Source organism: Photobacterium nomapromontoriensis, assembly GCF_050336815.1.
Classification (GTDB): Bacteria; Pseudomonadota; Gammaproteobacteria; order Enterobacterales; family Vibrionaceae; genus Photobacterium; species Photobacterium nomapromontoriensis.
In genome coordinates, this window is sequence record NZ_JAKJSL010000022.1 from 114,634 (window position 1) to 132,453 (window position 17,820).

A 17,820-nucleotide genomic window follows, 5' to 3' on the forward strand; every position below is an offset into this window, starting at 1 on the left:
GTTAAGACTGGTCGTTATTCTCACTACTGACTAAATTCTGTTTTAGGCAGTTTTGTCCTTTTCACTCTATTGCCAATAGAATTTTTATATAGTCAAAGCCCGCTCAGTACCTAAGCGGGCTTTCATTTTCTACCATGCCGCTATTGGACTTGAATTTACTCGCGGGCAGCAGCTTCTAACCGATAGCCATCACCTTGCTTTGGAAATATAAAGTTCACACCAAGCTGATTTCCTTCCGCAAGTTGTTTTACGATCACTTGCTCAGGCCGTTCTCCTTTTTTCAGGCTGTACTTAATATGGCTTACGACCACATTCAGTCCCTTCAGCGCATGACTGCCACCTGATTTAACGGCCAACACAGATAGCTCTTCCAACAACCAATGTGGAGTAAGATGACCATACAATGCGGAATCTGGCACACTGTTATCGTAAGATACTTCAATAACAATTCCGGCTAACTTCCCTTTTTTTGCGTATTTAGCCAACACTGTCCACAGAACGTCTAAATTATTACTTTTCTCAACTTTATCTGGCCCTGTATCGCCCAAATAAGCCATAACTTCACCCATGCTGTTTTTGAAAACAAAAGCCGTGGACTCCATGCCGGAATGCGCAAGTGGTAAAGCCAGCACTTGTAACGAAGTATGGGCAACTGGTGCCCAATGATTAGGAGTAAGATCGGTGAAGATATATTTTTTTATGTGTAAACCTTCACCCTCATTGGCGAAATTTGGCCATGATTCCCAATTAAAATAATTGTCACTAATAGACTGGTTAACCGACGCCAGGCTATAGATAGGTTTACTGCTATCGTCAGGTGACGCAATCACCATTCCCGCTAAATGATCCAAATGTGCATGACTTATAAAATAGCCTTTTATTCTCTCTCTCAGCACATACCCAACCTTGGTATACGGTGATCCGTCAGGAACAACAATCGACGCTAGCGCCTTATTCTCGGCAGCAATAAGACCACTCACAAGCGCACCAGCATCAAGCATGATATAGTCATTGTCGGCCTCACTCTTCATCATAAAGGCAGTCAAATTACCATCTTGAATACCACCTTTACTCCCCAAAGCAATCAAATTAAAATCGGCATACGCCCCGTGAGTAGCTAGCAGCAACGTTCCCGCTATCAATTTTTTAACCATATTTGTTCCTATCATACATAATTGCATCCTGTAGCTTTGCTACTTTATTTCACTGTAAGAATCTCAATTGCACATAATGAAAATTGCAAACATCTAGTAGAAATATGATTATCTGCAAGAGATGACGAGATCGATAAACATCGCCTTTTATTATCGCTAATAAGAATATTACTTTAAGACTGCAAAATGTATAAAAAAACCCCGGAAAAGTGACCTCAACCGGGGGTTTTTATTTATAAGTTGATAATGTTGTTATAAAACAATACCAGCAAATATAAAGCCGAAGATAATACTAAAGACCATGCTCAATAAACCAGGCAACATAAAGCTATGGTTAAAGATATACTTACCAATCTTCGTCGTGCCTGTACGGTCAAAGTCGATTGAAGCAATGATTGGACCGTAGTTAGGGATAAAGAAGTATCCATTTACCGCAACGAATGTTGCAATAATCACTTCAGGTGGAAGACCCAGCATAATACCTACAGGTACAAGTACCGCTGTAGTAGCACCTTGGCTATTTACCATCACAGATAGACCAAAGAGTGCGAATGCGAACGTCCATGGCGCAACTTCAACCATGCCAGATACCGCTTCTTTCACCATTGCATCGTGACCCGCAATGAATGTATCACCCAACCAAGCGATACCAAAAATCGCTACGATTGCACGCATACCAGCATGAAATACAGAACCTTGAGTGATCTCATTGCCATCAGGTTTGCAGATCATGATGATCAGTGCACCAACGGCCAGCATGATAATTTCAATCGTATGCGCCATCCCCATCGGTGAGCCATCAAAGTTAGGACGCAATACCGGGAAAGCCCCCATAACAACCACAGCTAAAGCACCAAATAAGAATAGACCAACCGCTGTTTTTGCTTGAGGTTTAATCACAAGCTCGTCAACTTGAACTTCTGCTTCCATTTCCTTACGGAATGCAGGATCTTCCATACGACGTTGATACTCAGGATCGTCTTTTAACTCTTTACCTAGTTTGTTAACGATCAGACATGCCGCAGCAAGACCGAGGAAAGTACCAGGAATCGTTACCAATAATACGTCTGCAAGTGTGATGCCTTGAGGCTCTAAGAATGCCACCAATGCAACCACCGCCGCAGCAATTGGACTTGCTACGATTGCAAACTGAGATGCAATAACGGCCATACCCAGCGGACGCTCAGGGCGAATACCACTGCGACGGCTCACTTCAGCAATAACAGGTAGTACAGAATACGCAACGTGACCAGTACCAGCTAAAAATGTAAAGATATACGTGACTAAAGGCGCAATAAAAGTGATATGTCGAGGGTTTTTACGCAGAATATTAGACGCTATCTTGATCAGGTAATCTAAACCACCTGAGGCTTGCATTGCCGCAGCGGCTGCAACAACCGCCATGATCATAAGCATTACATCAATGGGTGGACTGGTTGGTTTTAAACCAAACATGAAACTTAGAATGGCCAGACCAACACCACCCAGCACACCTAAACCTATCCCGCCAATTCGGGCTCCAATTAAAATACAACCGAGGACAATAAAAAACTCGATAAAAAACACATCCAACTCCTTGATGACAATACTAACATTAACTGCGCAAATAATAATTTGTTTGCAAACTAAATAACCAGTTATACATCACATATGTGCATCAAGATTCAAAATAATTCTTTATTTTTCAACATGATGGTTTAAATGCAATTGTTATTTTTATAACAACATGTTTTCACGGGGACCTTGTATTTAACACACAATAAACCGTATTGATTAACATTAAAAAAGTTCAGATGTCATCAGCGCTATGCAAAGGTTAATTAAAATAGATACTACTTGCCGCTACGACCTATATTTAATAACACTACAAACAACAAAAGCCGCATAATGATTTACATCATTAACGGCTATTTAATGTTTATGCTGCTACTTCTGTTTCTGGCTTCACGTCCAACTTTTGGGGTTTATTTTGTCCGCCAGCAATGGCAAGGATCACACCCAATGCCACACCTAAACTGGCAGCAAATAACACTTGAAAATTTGACGGCAACATGAATGTGATGGTATGGGCAGGGATCCAGAAAAATGGAATACTTTTCTTAAACACGAAACCATACTGTACTTGCCAATCAATTTGACTAAATTTTTGTGCCATATTAATCGGCTTAATCAATGCAACCAGAGCCCCTTTATGATCCGCAATATGTAAATCGGTAATCTTATGCAATGTCATGAATATTGGAGCAAAAATCAAATTTAACCCCATACTTATTGAAAATGCGATAACCAATGGACTCGGTGAATCAATAAACTTTTTTAATAAAACAGGATCACCAACAGAAAAGATCACAAATGCGGCTTTTATCATTGTCCCCAAAATAAACCAGACAACCATTTTAGGAATCACCCCAAACCCTGTAAGCGACCATGATCCGATACGGATTCTCTGGCCAAGAACTTCACCGAATGTCGCAAGAATCGCGAACTTCACCCCTGACATTATAAATGCATGCTCATTGGTTACATTAACGAACCCGTTATACACACTTGGGATCAGAAAAAATGGTGCGAGGAAGACCAGCACTCCCGCGAGGACTGCTTTATCATGTTTTGACATATTAATTTCCTTATTAAGGGTAATGTTTCTGCTGTTCTATATGGTTGTCATAACGGTATTCGCGGTATTTATTACCGACTAATAACACCACGCCAATGGATCCAGTTACAGCCGCAACAGTGGGTACAAATTCCATTCCCCATGTTGCTGTTACCACCGAATTCACGACACCAGACATAAAATTACCGATACCGGCAATGGCCATAAAAACCGTTAACGCCATCGATTTTGCGCAACCATTAGATAGTTGAGCGGCTTGAATTTGTGAACTTGCCATCATAAATGGCCATGTACAACGATTGATAAAAATCATCGCAAGCACCACAACAGCAAGTGACGGGACATAATTTAACGCACAGTAGCTAAGAATAATAAAGACCATCGTCTTAACTGCACTTGCATTGATTAAGACATTATCGGCTCCAAATCTCTCGGTAAGCTTGCCAACAATCGGATAAAAGGTCAGCGCAATAATCCCACTAATGCTGACTACTGAGCTAGACAATTCGGGGTCAATAAGAAAGACTTCTCGCATTAATACGGGGAATGGCAGAAATAAGATCTGCGCAGCAAAACACAATAAGCCCCAGCCTACTGCCATAATACCGAACGGGGAACATAACAATTTGCTCACTCGATGAGATTCACGGTAATCTGCGGGGTTTTTTCTTACAATAAACTGGAAACTCGGTACCAACACCAAGGCCAAAGCACTACTGGCCAACATCATGTAACCACCAAATGCGATACCTGCTACCGGATCCGTAATACGTCCTGCAATCCCAAATCCAATGACTTCGCCAATAATAAAAGCGGCGATCAGCATCCCTGTCCTTCCGTGCCATTCCGATTCTTCAAATCGCCTGACTATCAATAAATTTAAAATGGAATAACCCACGGCATAGATCAGACCTTGCGCGAGCAGATTCATGAATAACAACGGAATAGTGGTACAAAACTGTACCGAAAAAGCAAGCAGACTGTTGATAAGTAATAAGCTTGAAATCCAATATCTTGGCGAGCCAAATTGATCTATATACTTTGACATTAACGGGCCAATTAGCGGCCCCGCCGTCCAAGCAGACATAATAATACCAAGAGCAACAAGTCCATTATCAAACTGGGCCACGACGTATTGGGGTACCAACATAATGCAAAAGCCAACGTTAAAGGCACCAAGAACTATCATAAATAGGTACCAAACTTCGACTTGCTTGAGTGATGTTCTGATTGAATCCATAATGATATGTGCGGGAAGGTGGAGCTGCCTTCCCGCCCTCCAATTAGTTTAGGAAAATATCATCACCACCAATCACGGTGCCAACAATACGGATATCCTTCAGCGTTTCACGCTTCTCTTCAGTGGCCTCCTCTTCCAGAATGGTAAAATCTGCCCATTTCCCCGTTTCAATTGAACCACGTACATCTTCCTGATGTGCAAGCCACGCATGATTATAGGTAATGACACGCATAGCTTCTGCCACGGTTAGGCATTGGTCTTCACCATACACTTTGCCACTCAGTGATTTACGATTAACTGCACACCACGCTGAGAATAATGGGCTCACTTCCGTTACCATATCGTCAGAGTGTACACCGTGCATTAATCCGTGATTGGTCGCTGAACGACATGCATCCATGCGTCGAACGCCATGCTCACCCACAGTATATTTGGCATGTACATCTCCCCAATAATACAAATGGTTGGTGAATAAGTTAGGGGTAATACCGGCTTTCTTCATGCGATAGAACTGGTTTTCAGTCGCTAACTGGCAATGCTCTAATGAATGGCGGAATCCACAGTTAGGATTTTGTTCACGAATTTTTTCAATCGCTTGAATCGCTAATTCTGTCGCGCCATTACCATTGGTGTGGATAGAGCAAGACATCCCATGCTCTTCACCCGTTTGGATCTGCTTGATGAGATTCTCTTCGGTCATCAGAAGGTGGCCGTTAGGTTTACCTTCTGTGATGTAGTGCTGATCAGGTAGTAAGTTAGCGGTGAAACCTTGTATCGAACCATCTGTCAGCATTTTGAAATTACCAATCGTAAGATAGGGATTTCTCTCTTCGCGAACAGCATGAATGGCATCCCAACCCGTTTTGTCGCCATACACCCAACGGTCTATACCTGTGTACCAAGGTTCCATAATGACACGAGTGTGTAACCGCCCCTGCTGCTGACCAGTAATCCAGCCCTGAGCCGCGACATTACCTGGGGTTAATGGGAAGTTTGTGCCTTTATCGGTCACTGACGTACAGCCATTAATGCGTGCCACTTTGGTGGCTATTTCACCCGCTTCAAGAATTCCTTCTGGTGAGAAATCCATCTTGGCTGCACCTTTTTCAAAAGCAAATTGCATCAGTGGTGGCTCGGCAACGGTGCCGTTTACCTGACCATTGTCATAACGGAATAAGTTAGGATCTTCCGCCATATTTTCATAACCACACAGCTCAATAGCAACCGAGTTGATATTGATGACATGGCCAGAAGCATGACCTAAACAAATCGGAAATTCAGTACTGACTTCATCTAACACATTACGGGTCACGTCTGCGCCAGATAGCAATAGTGGATCAAAACCCCAGCAATTTAGCCACTGCTCAGAGCTTGAGGATAAACGCTCACGATCTTGTTCAATCAACTCAGCCAAGCGAGATTTTAGTTGCTCAACTGACTGCGTTCCTTTCAATATTGAACCATCAGCAGCTTTGCGATCAACATAGCCCAAATAATGTGAATCTTTCAGATAAGCCCCTAAAATATGCGGATGCATGTGGTGTTCGGCAAATCCAGCATACATATAGTGATTCGCAAATGTACTGTTTGTTTCAACTTCAACACGGTGTGCACGAAGTACCTGGCGAAGTTGTTCATTCGATCCGACACCTACAATAATGCCATTTTGAACCGCAACCGTTTCTGCTTCTGGTTGCTCTGGGTTCATAGTGATCACTTTTTTCGCTTCAAAAAGAGTGACAGGTACGCGAGTATCAATAAGACGCATTGAGATAGTTTGAAATTTCATAATTCATCTCTTCTATTATTTGTAGGGGGTCGCTACCTTTATTAAGGCAGCGAGTTTATTAAGTATTATTTTGTTTAACGCTGTATTAGTCACATTACGGTTTTTGAGTCCAACCTTGCGTTGGAATACCCATAAAGCCCGGAATATGCAGTAAGACAAACAAGATTAGTGACCAGAACGCGTATTGCGCAGACTCGATACGAATATCTTTATAAATAACTAATGCTTCTTGGGCTTGTGACTCAGTTGCACCAACCGCTGTTAACTGATCAAGCATGGCTTGGTTCGCCATAAATCCATGAATTGGCGTTTCAGCTACATATTGTTTAACTACTGGTGCAACCGTGCTGGCTTCAATTTCTGACTTATAGAGTGCGGTTGAACTAAAGAGCAGCACCGCACCAATGATTGCCACACCCGCAGCCTGCCAAACGTTACGCGTTGAGCATTGAATACCACCAGATTGCGCCGCATCACGAGGGTTTAACGCCGATGCGACAATCATTGCAGACTGAGAAGCATAACCACCTTGACCACACCCCAGTAGCACCAAACCTAAGTACATTAGGACAGGGGTGAATCCATCAGGCTGCAAGGAGTAAGCCATTGATAAAGCACCGAAACATACCGCCGCCGTTGATCCTATAACGACCATTCGTGGTGATAAATGACTGAATTTTTTTGGAATCCCTAATGACAGTACAATCATAGGACCAGCCATAATAGCCATTGCGACACCAGTTGCAGCCCCGCCTTTACCTGCTACAACCATGATCCAAGACAGGGTCACGAAGAAAGCGGCGCCAAATACAGCGAAAATCAATCCTGTTACATACAAACCATTACGTACTTGACGTGTTTTAATAAAGGATTGAGGTATCAGTGCCGCGCCATGCTTAGTTTCAATGTTTTTTTCGATGACCATGGTAATAACAAGAATGGCGATACCCGCCAGCGCAAGAGGTAGCGCTGGTGACATACCAAACACGGTAAACGGTGCCACTAATGGCTCAATCAACCCCCACTCAGACACCTTTGAACAACCGATGATGAAGGCAAGTAGACCCATTGACGCAGCAACCGTTCCCACATAATCCACACGCATTTGTGCCGGTTTGATCTCTGGAATAAATTTCCATGCCGCTACAAGCACAATCACAAACCAACCAGACATGGTTGAGAATGCCGCCTGATAGCCAGAGGCATCCATAATAATCCCCGCGCCTATTGGCATAACAACGGCAGCAACCCCTGTCGCCGCGCCGACGCCACCAAAGGCAACAGCTCGATCTTTCCCCTCGTACAGGGAAACAATGATCCCAAGCACTGATGGGATCATGAGTGCTGCACCCAATCCAGTTAGCGATCGTGCCCCCCAAATTAAAATGTCCATATTCGGCGAAACAACAGCTAACGCTTCACCTGCAGCACATAACGCAGCACCGGTCATAAAGACTTTCTTAAAGCCTTTCGCAATACCCATCATGCCGCCAAATACCATTAGCGCCCCAGCTAATAAGCTGTAAACAATGTTTGCTAATTGAACTTGATTCATTGAAGCATTAAGTTGACTAATAAATTCATTGGTCGACATCGATAACACGGAGTTATCGCCCGAAGTACCAACCTGTGCAAAGCAAACCACCCATAAAGGTAACCATACGGCTAAGCCTGCTTTTTTTTCATTATTGATTGTCATATCCATAATAAAATCCTGCCATCCATTAAAAGTATTGAGGGTAATCAGAGAAGAAATAGATAATGCCAATAGATAGAGCATCACCTACAAATAAGCTGTTATTGGTTGTGTCGATATCAATGCGATATTCAGAATAGATTGCCAATTTCTGGTCGAAATTCGTGAGTACACCGACATTGGCGAATTTCGTAGTGTAGTTGTCATTTTCCGTTGTTAAGCCGTTATAACCAGCATACGCCTTCCAACTCTCGGAAAAACGATAGTGAGCAAACACTTCAATACCGGTTGAATCAACCATGTCAGAAGAGACCGGAGACATACCAAAATCTTTTTGGTTATTGTTACCAAAGGTGTAGTTCCCCCCGATCATGATGTACTTATTGTTATACATCGCCCCCATAATGGTAGCGCTAATGGCATCATCACCATTGGCGAGTCCATCCGCATTCGCGACTTGGTGAGCGACACCAAACTGTAGACCACCTTGAGAATAACGAAGCGATGCACCATAAGTGGTACTAACCGAGATTGTGTCAGTGATCGCCTGATCATTTTGGTCCCCGACTATTGCTCCAACTAATACGAGACCACTACCAAGTGGAAATAAATTCGTGTATTTCACTGAATTATCAGCGCGGCCAAAACCACCCACTTCCGATGCTGGTGCGAAGAATGCTCCTGTCGCGGTATCTTTATTGCTGAATGTCGTATCGGAATACATGGCAATGTCATAAAACGGCGACCAAACTTTACCCGCTTCAATGGCACCGTATTGTCCCCGTAAACCGATATAACCTAGACGAGTCTTAAACTCATTATCTTCAATATCACTAAATGCAATGGCATATTCCAATTTTCCATAGGCAATAAGATCATCACTGATTCTATTTTCACCCGCAAAGAAAAGCCGAGATGCACTTGAGTTAAAACCTAAATCATACGGGCTATCATCCAGATTATGACTGTACTCTGTTGCAATCCATCCACCAAACTGAAGGGTCGCGGTATCAATTTGTGCCACTTCTATCGCCGCTGCGCTGTGGGATAAAAGAAGTAAACTGATACCTAATACACTCCTTGTCGTTTTCATTTTGTATCTCCAAGAATGTCTCTAACGAGATTGAATCCAAAGGCCGTTTCTCTCTATGTACCGGCTCACTCATCGAGCAGCCACCTCCGTTTTCGCTTGGAAATACAATGCAAGATCGCTAATTCAGATACCTCAAATAAAAATCATATCGACATTTTTATTCATTCTGATACTTCTAACTATCTGTAAAAAAATGAATTTATCTCCTCAAGAGATACCAAAACCTCAAAAAAACCTCAAACGCACAAAGAGTGTGACCCTTCGCAACGACATATTCTTGATAGATATATAAAATAATGAGTCTTACCATTGTTTGAAAAAATTGGATGACGAATGATGCATGGATTACAAAGTGATCATTATCAATTCGATGATTTTCTCTATTCCCCCACAGAAGGCGTTGTGGTCAAATCCAATCAACGAATTATGTTAAAAGGAAGGGAAAATGAACTGCTGCATATTTTGGTAAAACAACACCCACATGCCGCTACGCGTGATGTTATCCAGTGTACGCTTTGGAATAATTCATACGTTACTGACTCAACCATAAATCAAGCGATTAAAACCTTACGTGATGATCTCAATGACACTGAAAGAACCTTAATCCGCACCATTCCCAAAACGGGCTATATTCTTGGCGCAAGTCCCACTTTTATTGCTTATAAAAATATCAACATCCGCCAGAGTAAACGTCAACGCTTTATCTATTTACCCATTGTATTGAGTTGGCTTCTCGTCGGTTTTATCGCTTTCTACTTAGGATCTCAAGTTGGGATTCCTTCCTTACCAGGACCTACTGAGATTGATGGTAAAATTGTGTATATGTTTGCACCATCAGCGATAGAGAAAGCTCGCTTTACTGCTCATGCTAGCCCTAAAGTAACCACATACATCGAACATACGGAGATCGGTTATCGATATTGCGAGTACAACAATAAGGTGATGCGATGCAAAAACATTCTATAAAAGTTAGCCTTATTATCAGTTTTTCAGCCATTTGTTTTTTCTTAGGAGGACTAAACTTTCATCACCGTACATCAACGCCTCTCAATGAAATACAAGGCGTCTGGAATGGACAATCGGAACTGACGACGTCAACAGGACAATTAAAATACGATATCAATGCGTTAATTCAAGAAAAGAAGATTGTCTTATCATTGATCGCTGAATCTGAAAACAAGTCAAAATTTGCCTTCAAATTAGATTTAGATTACATAGAGCACTCAGGTAATACAGTGCTTTTTTCGGTAAAAGAACGAAAAACTATTTGGTTAGAGCAATTGAGAGAAAAAGACACTCTAGACATTCCAATTATGGGACATTTTCTTATGGCCTCTATTGCACTCATCGATGAAAACAAAATGTATTTTTCTTATTCTGTAGGAACTGAGCACGCCTTTGGAACGTTATTTGAGAAAGGAATTTAGCTATGTTCTTTATTCACGATTTTGTGTTTGATTCTAATGAACGCACAATCAAACAAGCTGAAAAAAGCATCACCCTCAATCATCGAACATCACAACTGTTTGAATTATTGGCTCAACACCCCAAAGAAACCTTATCACGAGATAAGATTATTTCTGAAGTATGGCGTCGTGATTATGTCAGTGACCACTCCCTCACGCAGGCGATCAGTGATTTACGCCGAGCATTAGGGGAAATTCATCCTGATTATAAAAAATTAGTGAAAACACGGCCAAAAGCTGGATACGTTTTAGATGCTGATGTACAAAAAGTCCCCTGCCATACCAGTACCAATGAAGTTGCTGTACCACCTACAGCAACGGTAGCCGCTAAGCCAAAAACCTTTATTTTATACTCATTATTAGCGGTACTGATCATTGCGGTAATTTCTACTCTGGCGGCTTCTCTTTGGGTTTCACATACCCCAAAGACCAATGATGTAAACTTGTATAAAGTGGCTTTTATTACCTTCTCGAGCCCAGAAGAGTATCAACACTTGGCTTTTGGTCTGAGTGATCTGATCAATTACCGCATTAATCAACAAGGACATTATCGCTCTTCTTTAATTTATGATGATAACAATGATTTTTCAAATAATGCCGCATTAATCATATCGGGGGACGTTTTTGAATTAAATGGCAAACCTGTACTGATGTTTTACCTTGATGATAATATCAATAAAGAGCGCATATTTGAACATCAATACCCGCTTGATGGCGAAGCGCTAACACAAGCAGCAAAAAAAATATTAACGGATATTGAATCTAAAATGGAAAATCCGTTTGATCACGCAATCATTGCCGAACTCGACAAACACTATCCAACGGATAGTGAGCGCTTAAACTTAATGTATCAAGCACATTATGCCTCTAACACTATTACACCACGATCACTGTATAACGCAATAAAACTGTATGATGAAGTGCTACGGATCAACCCATCCTTTGAAATTGCCGCTGCTGAGCGATTGATTGCCGCTAATATGTTGATGGAGCTCCAACCAAATAGTATAAGCATGGATGAATACCAAACTATGTACCAGGCAATGCTCGATATTAACCACCCTATTCACCCACCCATTTACTACGAAGCCCTTGCAATACGCCATTTTTCAAAAGACAACTTACAAATCACAAAGGATTACTTAGCTAAAGCCGTTGCTATTCGTGAATCTTGTTTAAGTAATATCATTGCGGGAAAAATAGCTGAAGCTGAAGGCAAACAATTCCAAGCAAATATAGCTTATCGCCGCGCTTTCTCCATGAAACCGGATGATTCGACGAAGCAAATCATTCAACACCTGTTGTTTGAAACCTCGTCGCAAGGCAAGCAGCAACCCAATGTTAAAGAGATGCAGGGCTAGCAACTGTTGACTGACGCAAGAAAAAAGGCCACAACGTAGGTTGTGGCCGATTCTGAATTTTCGATCGCATTATTCAACGTACGATAACGAACTCAGATTACTTTGCAGCAATCACTTCAATTTCAACTTTCGCATCAAGAGGTAGGCGAGCGACTTCCACACAGCTGCGCGCTGGGCAATCGTCACCAAAAAATTCAGCATATACCGCATTCACTGTCGCGAAATCGTTAAGGTCTTTCACAAATACAGTTGCTTTAACGATGTTCGCTTTTGTCATGCCCGCTTCGTTCACAATAGCCTCAACATTTGCTAGCGATTGCTTAGCTTGATCCGCGACATCTTCTGGCATAGTGCCTGTTGCCGGATTAATTGGCAGCTGACCAGAGGTCATCAACATATTACCAAACAGTTTACCCTGTACATATGGGCCAACAGCAGCAGGTGCATTCACGGTATTGATTGTTTGAGTCATTATTTTGCCTATGTCTTATAGTTAACACTAGTGACAATATATCGCACTACAGAGAGAAAATGTTTATACAAACACCCATAAAAACCAGATTTTGTAGAAAGATATGCCACTAATTCAGAAATACTCATTAACTTTGTATGATGCTAAATAAAAAAGCCCTCAGTTGAAATCTGAGGGCTCGGTTATTTAATTTGGATAGTCAGTTACTGGCGAACCGTAATTGAATCTATCTTCAAAGGATCACGCAACGGTACTTTGAGATTCATACCATCAACAACTCTCATGCCCGCCTGACTGATTGCTGGAATATAAACTGGCGTATTAACACCTGGGTAGATATTAGCGACTGAACCTGGATTCCAAGCATCAAAAAAGTCAGTTAGATCTGTCTGAGCAACATAAGATGCACACACCATCAACTTATCACTTTGCTCAAGATTTTGGCCATAGCACATATTATCGCCTTTCAGGTTTAAGGCATCCTCTGATTGATTACGGGTTAAACGGTGCATTAGCTTGAACATATTCCAACCTTTCATGCCTGCCGTCGTCGTATCATAAAATGCTGGTACGTCACCTTGATACCACTGAGTAATATCAAACTCAGTTTCCGCCCACTCTTTCAGCTGAGCAAACATCACTAAACGTTCACCTGCGCCTCCAGCAGCCCATGCATGACCGTTCTCTGTGGCAACAAATGTAGGTGCAATACGGATATCTTGCTCAACACGCGTCATTTTACCTAAGTATTTATCTTGCATGTACAACGCAAGGATATTGTTCACAACTTCCGTAGCCCCTTCAACATTGAATGGTGCTTCAGCGGCGTTATGGCCCACTTCATGCCAAAGCAACCAATCATTAAGAGGTGTAGTACTCAAGTCAGAGCTATTCACATTGAAACTGCTATTCATCACTGGGTAACCTGAGTGCGCAGCACCAATGCTGATCGCCACATCATTCACAAAATGATGACGGTTGTTTGGCATTGATGTGTCCGTTGCTTTGCGGTTATTCCTGCCACCAAATGCTTCATCACGTGCATAGAAGTCATTCAGGTCATCTGCAAATTGGTCAAGTTCAGATGCAAAGGTTCCTAAATCCCCTTTATAACGATTTGCATTAAGGTTATTTTTCGGTGCGGTGTACACGAAACTGCTGGATACCACTTCACCAATCGGTGCAGGCGATGTCATTGGATTAACCCAGCCTTTTCGCACATCAAACAGCGGTGCATCCACTGTGCCTGACAAACTAATATTGACACTTTCACTCGCACCGCCCTGAACATAGATCAAGCCACCATAAGGTACTGTCATTGTCTCGGTGCCACTAGCGATAGTCATGCTCTTCGTCATCCGAGGCGGACGACGCAGACCCAGTTCATGCTTTTCACGGCCAGTAAGATCATCGTGCAACGCCACTGTTACTGTTACTGGTAGTTCATTTCCCGATACTGAAACTGTAAATGGTTGGTGCGCAACAGCCCACTGTCCTGTCGGCTGACGATTGCCCGCATACCACATGGCACTGTAATTCGCCATATCAAGCGTTAGCGAAGCGCCACCCTGAGTGCCTGACGGCTCACCAGGGAATTGGCGAACATCAACCTTTACATCATAATCCCAGAATGAACGACCAAGCATCAAACGAGTCAATGGCTTTTCCATGTAATTCAAAGGGTAGCTAGGGTTAACCATACCAATATAATCAGCGTCATCTTCACCGTATACCATATTCAAACTGACCAGATGATTTTTTAGCGCTATTGGGCATTCTGTCCCACCTTGAGCCTGGTTATTGGTGTAGCAGTTAAGGTACTGCGTAAATCGCTCAAAACCCAATTCATCATCTTTGCCTGCTTCATAACGATAATCTAGGTTATTCCATAGCCAGACCGTCATGTTTTGGTAAATACGGTTAAGATCCACACTGCTCAGGCGCTCACCTTGCTTACCTCCGGAACGGAAGTAGCGCTCATGCTGGAACAAAAGCTCAATATTGGTGCCCAAATCGGCAGCCTTAACCATTGCACGCGCTTCTGCATCACCCAAACTAAGTTCAGTATATGCCGGAACATACATACCACCGGTAACAGGAACACCATTACCCGGGCGGTACTCCAAGCAATTCACCTCATAGTGATACGTACTGTCACTACACTCTTGATAAGTTCGTTTACCATTCACAGCAAAAGCATCTAAAATTCGCGCTTTCGCTTTAGCTAATGAACGCACATCAATCACAGGCTCGCCGCCACGAGTAACAACATTACCTTTTGCATCTTTCACAAAATGATCAGCTTCAGAAATATGAGCTGTATTTGTCGTCACTTCACCCGCGTCATTCTCTGTAACCCATGTAGCTAATTCTAAATTTGGCTTATCGTCTGGCTTATTGTCAACAATGAAGTCCCAAATCACTTTGCCTTCGCTGTCAATGGTGTAAGGCAGTTTAGGTAACTCTCCCTCTCCTGGACTCACCGCCGCGTAGCGAGAGATCATCCAAGTACCATATTGGCTATGTGTATGCGGTTTATCCGGACGCGCATTACTCGGGCCATTGCCATTAGGCACAACAGACCCTCCCATACCAAACGCGATACCAGCACTATCCAACAGACGCGCTAATGGACCGATATCGCTACTGTTCTCTATCGCTTCCATGACGAGTACACTACCGCCACGGCTAACATAATCAATCAATGCTGTCGCATCTTCTTGTGTTAGCTTCGGCTGATTCAAATCCGCCGTCATTGGTAACAAATAATGATTACCATTTGGATGGATCTTATACTCAAAACCATTAATGATTAGCAGAGGCATAGTCAACGGGTCCAATCCATCAAAGCTATTCATCTGCTCTGTAGTATCAACACCGAATACCGGGTCAATGACATATTCCGCATTATTACCCGCCGTTTGTCCGTGACGCTTGAAATAAACATGAGGAATATTCGTACCTACCGTTAAATTACTTTTACCGTTAGTAAGGTAACGGAACGTATTCTGGAAGAAATGCTTCATATCATCACTATCAGTATTGATACCGCACTCACCAGTGGCACTATTCACCCAACCATTCCAACTGTAACCATTTGGGCACACCAATACACTGTTATAACGGGCATTGCCCATTACCATGACTTTACCTTTACCAAGCTCACCGATACTAATAAATGGCAAGTTAAATGTTGCAGTATTTGCACCAACACGCTCTGGTTGCTCTTTTGACGGAGCTTCCGTGATATAAGCTAGGCCACGGCTGTCCCATGCTTTCTTCTCACCAAACGACAACCAGTAATTATTATCGTTACGTGCCATCATTACCGGAAATGCAGTATTAGAGATATTGACTGCGCCCTGCCCACGCGCACTACCAGTACTACCATAAAAGTTAGTACTGTCATGGAATACGTGAAAACGATTTACCGGACGCCAATTCTCATCAATACCCCATAATTTATTTATATCGGCTTGAATGTTGGATAAGTCATTCTTTGCCTGTCGAAAAGTAATAGCTCGCTCATAGCGTTTTGGTGAACAACTACCACCACAAATGGCTTGATCAATATTCGCGGCTAAACCTAGACTAAATTGTTTATCAAATTCAGCTTCAACAACTTGAGTCAAACCACCGCCAACCTCAAGTTCAGTATCTTTATCATTCAGTGAAAGCGATATGATTTCATTAATCACGTTCGGGTATTGGGCAAACACGGCTTCAATATTATCACCTAATAACAAGCTGCCGTTTTCGACTTTACCATAGCGATGCAAAAGCGCTTCAGCATTGCGTCCACGTTGCTCTTCACCCAAATCGACTAATGTGAAGCTTGTCTGGTTACCACGCACTGAACCTAGCTCGAAAGTATCGACGCCAAAGCTGATAGCTTCACCCCATAGGAACTCAAACTCACCTAACGCATTTGTTTTTCCACGAGCAGAAGCACTAAAGTATGATAGACCTTGTACTGGCAAGCCGTTTGTGTCGGTCAAAACAGCTTTACTTAAAATCGTTTCTTTCGGCTTATATTGCAGGCTTTCTTCTGCACTTGCAGAGATAAAACTACTATTCAGATCGCTCGATGCACCAGGTGAAACTTCCGGCTCAATATCAGGCACGTGCGTTGTCGGCGCTTTATCTGTCAAGCTATCATTAGCTTCTTCTTCCAAAATCAGCTTACGAAAAGCCTCTTCGTCCATCGTTAAATCATTAGTGTACAAGTTTTCAAAGCTCAATTTATCTTTTGAACTTGTAAACGTTAATTCAACTTGATCGCCCGTGGTCAATGCCATATTTTTAATTAAGAAGATAGCATTCTTCGCTTGTGACGGGGCATCAATAAATTCATCGGCACTTTCTAACATCAGGCGATGGCGTGAGACATTGGTTCGAGCTGCCATGCTTTCATAATCAAACACATCAGTAAATGTCGCTAAGACTAAATCGTCTTTTCGACAAATAACGGTATCGCGTTGCGAAAATTCAAAAGCATTCGCTGGCTGACTATTACATTGAACTGATGCACCAAATACCAGATGACTGTCTAAAGACAATTCACCCGCAATCATTGGGTCGTCAACACCAATATCTGGTAATTCCCCGCCAGGAAGCGTCGGTAAAGGCTGACTCGGTTCAAGAGGCGTTGTTGGCACATCCGGATTGGTCATCGGATGATTATGTTCATCCTTACAGCCGACCAAAGCCAACGTCACTAAAGTCGTTAATAGTAATTTATTATTCATGCTGAGCGTTACTCGTTAACTGATATCTACTAATTTTAATTTTTTTGTAAAATAGACGTCTGCTAACCCCGATCTGGTTGCTAGAATTAGTCTAATTTAACGGCTAAATCCAGCATTATCTCCAATGCCAGTTTTACAACGGCAGTATACATTGGAATAATCATTTGAAGTATCCGGTACAATA

The 17,820-nt window shown here is 42.4% G+C and carries 12 protein-coding genes; 3 read left to right on the top strand and 9 right to left on the bottom strand.

The features are described 5' to 3' along the window. Window positions 1–155 precede the first annotated feature (155 nt). From L4D12_RS08485 to L4D12_RS08515, 7 genes are all read right to left on the bottom strand, one after another. Entirely contained in the window at window positions 156–1,154 is a 999-nt protein-coding gene (locus L4D12_RS08485) for an MBL fold metallo-hydrolase (RefSeq protein WP_428447391.1), read from the bottom strand. 252 nt (window positions 1,155–1,406) lie between these two features. Then, window positions 1,407–2,720 carry an anaerobic C4-dicarboxylate transporter family protein gene (locus L4D12_RS08490; protein ID WP_428447392.1) on the bottom strand — a complete coding sequence of 438 codons (1,314 nt, stop codon included), beginning with the start codon at window positions 2,718–2,720 and terminating at the stop codon, window positions 1,407–1,409. A 352-nt stretch (window positions 2,721–3,072) separates the two neighbouring features. Further along, on the bottom strand, window positions 3,073–3,771 hold the full coding sequence (locus L4D12_RS08495) for a hypothetical protein (protein ID WP_428447393.1): 699 nt from the start codon (window positions 3,769–3,771) through the stop codon (window positions 3,073–3,075). A 13-nt stretch (window positions 3,772–3,784) separates the two neighbouring features. Then, window positions 3,785–4,960 carry an MFS transporter gene (locus L4D12_RS08500; protein WP_428447394.1) on the bottom strand — a complete coding sequence of 392 codons (1,176 nt, stop codon included), beginning with the start codon at window positions 4,958–4,960 and terminating at the stop codon, window positions 3,785–3,787. A gap of 94 nt (window positions 4,961–5,054) precedes the next feature. Continuing rightward, the gene (locus L4D12_RS08505; RefSeq protein ID WP_428447395.1) at window positions 5,055–6,800 is read right to left on the bottom strand and encodes an amidohydrolase; all 1,746 of its coding nucleotides are present in this window, start codon (window positions 6,798–6,800) and stop codon (window positions 5,055–5,057) included. A gap of 94 nt (window positions 6,801–6,894) precedes the next feature. After that, entirely contained in the window at window positions 6,895–8,505 is a 1,611-nt protein-coding gene (locus L4D12_RS08510; protein WP_428447396.1) for an MFS transporter, read from the bottom strand. Between the two features lie 19 nt (window positions 8,506–8,524). Then, window positions 8,525–9,589, bottom strand: a complete 1,065-nt coding sequence (locus L4D12_RS08515; RefSeq protein ID WP_428447397.1) for a porin — start codon at window positions 9,587–9,589, stop codon at window positions 8,525–8,527. Window positions 9,590–9,922: 333 nt separating this feature from the next. Here L4D12_RS08515 and L4D12_RS08520 point away from each other — a divergent pair, with 333 nt between their 5' ends. The 3 genes from L4D12_RS08520 to L4D12_RS08530 are packed head-to-tail and all read left to right on the top strand — an operon-like array spanning window position 9,923 to window position 12,416. Continuing rightward, window positions 9,923–10,555 carry a winged helix-turn-helix domain-containing protein gene (locus tag L4D12_RS08520; RefSeq protein WP_428447398.1) on the top strand — a complete coding sequence of 211 codons (633 nt, stop codon included), beginning with the start codon at window positions 9,923–9,925 and terminating at the stop codon, window positions 10,553–10,555. Continuing rightward, complete coding sequence (locus tag L4D12_RS08525) at window positions 10,537–11,016, top strand: hypothetical protein (protein ID WP_428447399.1); 480 nt, start codon at window positions 10,537–10,539, stop codon at window positions 11,014–11,016. The genes L4D12_RS08520 and L4D12_RS08525 overlap by 19 nt, the downstream gene beginning before the upstream one ends. 2 nt (window positions 11,017–11,018) lie before the next feature. After that, window positions 11,019–12,416, top strand: coding sequence for a winged helix-turn-helix domain-containing protein (locus L4D12_RS08530; RefSeq protein WP_428447400.1), 1,398 nt, complete (start codon window positions 11,019–11,021; stop codon window positions 12,414–12,416). A 97-nt stretch (window positions 12,417–12,513) separates the two neighbouring features. Here the strand turns inward: L4D12_RS08530 and L4D12_RS08535 are convergent, their stop codons facing one another. Together L4D12_RS08535 and L4D12_RS08540 are read right to left on the bottom strand one after the other, a co-directional pair. Next, window positions 12,514–12,888: a Rid family detoxifying hydrolase gene (locus L4D12_RS08535; RefSeq protein WP_428447401.1), complete on the bottom strand. Its 375-nt coding sequence runs from the start codon at window positions 12,886–12,888 to the stop codon at window positions 12,514–12,516. A 203-nt stretch (window positions 12,889–13,091) separates the two neighbouring features. Then, on the bottom strand, window positions 13,092–17,636 hold the full coding sequence (locus L4D12_RS08540; protein WP_428447402.1) for an SslE/AcfD family lipoprotein zinc metalloprotease: 4,545 nt from the start codon (window positions 17,634–17,636) through the stop codon (window positions 13,092–13,094). Window positions 17,637–17,820: the final 184 nt, after the last annotated feature.

Bases quoted from the DNA above. Each gene is read 5' to 3' on its own strand.
- L4D12_RS08485 (WP_428447391.1), bottom strand. From the start codon at position 1,154: ATGGTTAAAAAATTGATAGCGGGAACGTTGCTGCTAGCTACTCACGGG.
- L4D12_RS08495 (WP_428447393.1), bottom strand. From the start codon at position 3,771: ATGTCAAAACATGATAAAGCAGTCCTCGCGGGAGTGCTGGTCTTCCTC.
- L4D12_RS08500 (WP_428447394.1), bottom strand. From the start codon at position 4,960: ATGATAGTTCTTGGTGCCTTTAACGTTGGCTTTTGCATTATGTTGGTA.
- L4D12_RS08505 (WP_428447395.1), bottom strand. From the start codon at position 6,800: ATGAAATTTCAAACTATCTCAATGCGTCTTATTGATACTCGCGTACCT.
- L4D12_RS08510 (WP_428447396.1), bottom strand. From the start codon at position 8,505: ATGGATATGACAATCAATAATGAAAAAAAAGCAGGCTTAGCCGTATGG.
- L4D12_RS08515 (WP_428447397.1), bottom strand. From the start codon at position 9,589: ATGAAAACGACAAGGAGTGTATTAGGTATCAGTTTACTTCTTTTATCC.
- L4D12_RS08520 (WP_428447398.1), top strand. From the start codon at position 9,923: ATGATGCATGGATTACAAAGTGATCATTATCAATTCGATGATTTTCTC.
- L4D12_RS08525 (WP_428447399.1), top strand. From the start codon at position 10,537: ATGCAAAAACATTCTATAAAAGTTAGCCTTATTATCAGTTTTTCAGCC.
- L4D12_RS08530 (WP_428447400.1), top strand. From the start codon at position 11,019: ATGTTCTTTATTCACGATTTTGTGTTTGATTCTAATGAACGCACAATC.
- L4D12_RS08535 (WP_428447401.1), bottom strand. From the start codon at position 12,888: ATGACTCAAACAATCAATACCGTGAATGCACCTGCTGCTGTTGGCCCA.
- L4D12_RS08540 (WP_428447402.1), bottom strand. From the start codon at position 17,636: ATGAATAATAAATTACTATTAACGACTTTAGTGACGTTGGCTTTGGTC.